This window comes from Methanoculleus sp. UBA413, from assembly GCF_002502935.1.
Classification (GTDB): Archaea; Halobacteriota; Methanomicrobia; order Methanomicrobiales; family Methanoculleaceae; genus Methanoculleus; species Methanoculleus bourgensis.
In genome coordinates this window covers 3,869-7,554 of the sequence record NZ_DAQR01000021.1, presented here as the reverse complement: position 1 = coordinate 7,554, position 3,686 = coordinate 3,869, and the positions used below count along the sequence as shown (strand labels likewise).

Below are 3,686 nucleotides of genomic sequence, written 5' to 3'. Positions count from 1 at the left end.
CCCGGTCAAGCTCTCCCGCCGGGAGGATCAGGTCGCCCTGGTACTCGAGCAGGAGTTCAAGGTCGAAGGTCTCCGGGTTCCGGGGGAAGAAGACGATCTTTCTTCCGGCAAGTATCTCAAGTTCAATCTCGTCCGCCAGATCAGCGATCAGAACGTGCCCCCGCACACCCACATCCCGCATCTCCCGCGCGAGCCGGGCGTACCCTGTCGCGATCGTCTCGGAAAACTCCTCCGCGTCCCCGATGTAGGCGTCGTGAAACCCGAGCATGTGGGGGGCGGGGAGCGAGAACCATGCGCCTTTCCGTCTTGCCTGGATGTAGCGTGCATCCGTGACCACGGCGGTGGGGTCGATGCCAGGTTCATTGACGAGCACCCCGTCCGCCATACCCTGAAAGGCCTCCCGCCACCGGTCGCCGTAGAAGATGCCGCCAGCGGCTGGTATCGTCACGCCTTCCTGGGCGTCGAGCGAGCGGGCGAGCCGGTAGGTGGTGAGGTCCGCTTCTTCCCCCCTCATCCCCTTCAGCCACTCCGCGAGCTCCGGAACGGTGGGCACCGGGACCTCGGAGCCGAAGGATCTGACCGGTATCGTTATACGTCGTGCCATGCGCTGGTATCTTTATTAGCATCGCAACCAGATTAAATAGAGATGAGTGGTAAGCCGTTGCTGGTAACGTGCGGACTCCCGTACACGAACGGTCCCTGCCATATCGGGCACCTGCGGACCTACGTGCCGGCGGACTTTTATGTGCGGTATATGCGCCGGTCCGGGGAGGAGGTCGTCTTCATATGCGGTTCCGACAATCATGGAACACCGATCGTGATCAGCGCCGAGCGGGAGGGCACGACCCCCCGGGAACTCTCTGAGCGCTATCACGAGCACTTCTATGAGACGTTCCGGCGTATGGACGTCGTCTTCGACCGGTTCGGCATGACCGACGATCCCATGAACCGTGAGACCACCCGCTCGATCGTGCAGCGGCTGATCGACAACGGCTACGTCTACGCGAAGACCATCAGCCAGAGTTACTGCCCCGCGTGCGAGCGGTTCCTCCCTGACCGCTACGTGGAGGGGATCTGCCCCTACTGCGGCGCCGTCGCCCGGGGCGACGAGTGCGACCAGGGGTGCGGGCAGCACCTCGAGCCCGGCCAGATCAAGGATGCGATCTGCAAAATCTGCGGCGGGAAGGCCGAGAGCCGGGAGCAGGAACACTACTTCTTCAGGCTCTCGGCGTTCCGGGACTTCCTCCTCGAGTACCTCCCCACCCTCCAGGGCACCGCAACCGCCCGGAACTACGCCCTCGGGTGGGTGAAGGAACTCCTGCACGACTGGTGCATCACCCGGACGATGGACTGGGGTGTCGGGTTCCCGGGGAGCGACGACCTCGTCGTCTACGTCTGGGTCGATGCGCCTATCGGCTACATATCGTTCACGAAGGAGTGGGCAGAGGATGCAGGGGCGGACTGGAAGGACTACTGGTGCGGTGATGAGACAGGGGTCACCCACTTCATCGGCGGGGACATCGTCTACCACCACTGTATCTTCTGGCCGGCGCTCCTCAAGGCGGCAGGTTATGGTCTCCCGCATGCCGTGGTCGCAAGCGGCATGGTCACGATCGAGGGGAAGAAATTCTCGAAGTCTCGGGGCTACGTCGTCTGGACAAACGACGATTACCTGGATGTGGGGCTCCCGGCAGACTACCTCCGCTATTACCTCCTCTCCTACACCAATCACACAAAGGAACTCGACTTCTCCTGGAAGGTCTATGCCGACCGGGTGAACAACGAGATCGTCGGGACGCTCGGGAACTTCATCTACCGGACGATGTACTTTGCTGAGAAGGAGTTCTCAGGCGTGCCCGACCTCCCCGTGGGGCCGGCTATCATCGAGGAGATTGAGCGGACGCTTGCCGCGGTGGATGCGGAGATACGAGACTACGACTTCAAGAACGCCGTCGACTCGATGATGGCGCTTGCGTCGTTCGGGAACGCCTATATTCAGAAGAACGCCCCCTGGAAACTGATCAAGGAAGATCGGGATGCGGCGGAGCAGGTCATCGCAGACTGCCTGCAGGTCGTGAAAGCGCTTGCCCTCATCTTCCAGCCCGTGATGCCCGCATCGATGCAGCGGGCCTGGACGATGCTCGGCTACGATGATGATATCGCTGACCACCCAATCTCCGAGGCCACGGCACCGGTGGGGGCACGGGTGCTCGCAAAGCCTGCCCCGCTCTTTACAAAGATCGAGAAGGACCAGGTCAAGGACCTTGAGGCGACCCTCAACATGCGGGTCGAGGAGGCGGAGAAGGCCGCCAGGAAAGGGCCGAAGACCGTCTCCATCGAGGAGTTCGCGAACCTCGATATCAGGATAGCAAAGGTCGTCTCGGCAGAGCCGATCAAGGGCTCAAAGAAACTCTACAAACTCATCGTCGACCTCGGGGGCGAGAAGCGCCAGGTAGTCAGCGGCATCGCACAATTCTACACCCCTGATGAACTGGTGGGGAAGGACGTGGCGCTGATTGCAAACCTCGCCCCGGCGAAGATCTTCGGGGTCGAGAGCAGAGGGATGATCCTCGCCGCCGGCGATGAGGCTTCCCTCCTTGTCCCCGCTCGCCCGGTCGAGCCGGGAACGAAGGTCAGGTAATCTGGAGTACCTGATCGACCCTGTTTTTCATCGAGCCTGGATCGTAGACGACGAGCCGCCACTGCCCGCCGGGGGAGAACGGGTGGACCCCTGGGTGGTAAGCGGCCGAAAAGACCATCTCCGGCTCGTCGGTGATCCAGTAGCCCGATGCCGTCGGCAGGTCGTCCACGGGGAAATGGAATATGTATGCCGTCATTCCTTCGCCGAGCGTCGCGTTCCTGAGGATCGCTGTCTCCACTTCGTACAGAGCCCCTTTCGGGTCGATGAGGTAAACCCGGCAGGCCGTGAGGTTGATCGCGTCCTGTGTGCCGGATATGCGTATCACCGGAGCCTCGGCGGACCCGCCGTCGCCATAACCGGCGACGACCTCCACCGGGAGGGCGGAGAGGGTCTGGGCCGCGCCTGTGTCCGGCGCCCCCTCCCCCGGGACCAGGAGGAGGACTGCGGATACGGCGATGGTCAACACCGCGGCTATCCCGATGGCGCAGACCGTCGCCGTCCCGGTGGATATGGGACCCCGTTTCATGAGCAGCCTCTGGGGAGCTGCTTATATTTGTAACTATGGGTTGAGCGGCGCAAGAAAAGATGATACGGGCCTGGGGGGATTCGAACCCCCGGCATCCGGGTTAGAAGCCCGGCGCTATGTCCTGGCTAAGCCACAGACCCTCTGGAGTATTCCCATACATTTTGGGGTTTCGGGGATATTAACCCTTTGAGGTCGCGGGCATCGGGGCACTCGAAGATTGAGCTCTGTTCGATACCCCCACCAGTCCGTTCCGGAAGGCCGCAGTCCTGGACTACTCCCGGGTATCGCCATGAACTGCCCCTGCGAGGATCAGAGGGGCGCACGCATGGCGGGGGGGAGACCCCCATTGGCGCGAACTTACCACATGGGTGCACTTGCGTTCCCGGGTTGGCTGTCGGCGAGGTTCAAGCTCGGTTACCCCCATGTCGGTTCTGGTGAACGCGGAGTATCCCCCGGCTCACCCGGGCAGTGAACCGTGGTGCCCCTCTTCGCCACGGGGGGCGGGGGCAGTGTGTGGCG

Annotated in this window: 3 protein-coding genes and 1 tRNA gene; 1 reads left to right on the top strand and 3 read right to left on the bottom strand. The window is 62.4% G+C overall.

Annotation, left to right across the window (positions count from 1 at the left end; all coding sequences use genetic code 11):
• Positions 1-604, bottom strand: a 604-nt coding sequence (locus BP858_RS01875) for a hypothetical protein (RefSeq protein WP_286878692.1), incomplete at its 3' end; no start/stop codon positions are given.
• 42 nt (positions 605-646) lie between these two features.
• Here BP858_RS01875 and metG point away from each other — a divergent pair.
• Complete coding sequence (gene metG / locus BP858_RS01870) at positions 647-2,641, top strand: methionine--tRNA ligase (protein WP_074174784.1); 1,995 nt, start codon at positions 647-649, stop codon at positions 2,639-2,641.
• Here the strand turns inward: metG and BP858_RS01865 are convergent.
• Entirely contained in the window at positions 2,634-3,167 is a 534-nt protein-coding gene (locus tag BP858_RS01865; RefSeq protein WP_286878691.1) for a hypothetical protein, read from the bottom strand. The two genes, metG and BP858_RS01865, sit on opposite strands and share 8 nt — an antisense overlap.
• A 65-nt stretch (positions 3,168-3,232) precedes the next feature.
• Positions 3,233-3,307 (bottom strand) — tRNA-Arg (locus BP858_RS01860).
• Between the last annotated feature and the right edge of the window lie 379 nt (positions 3,308-3,686).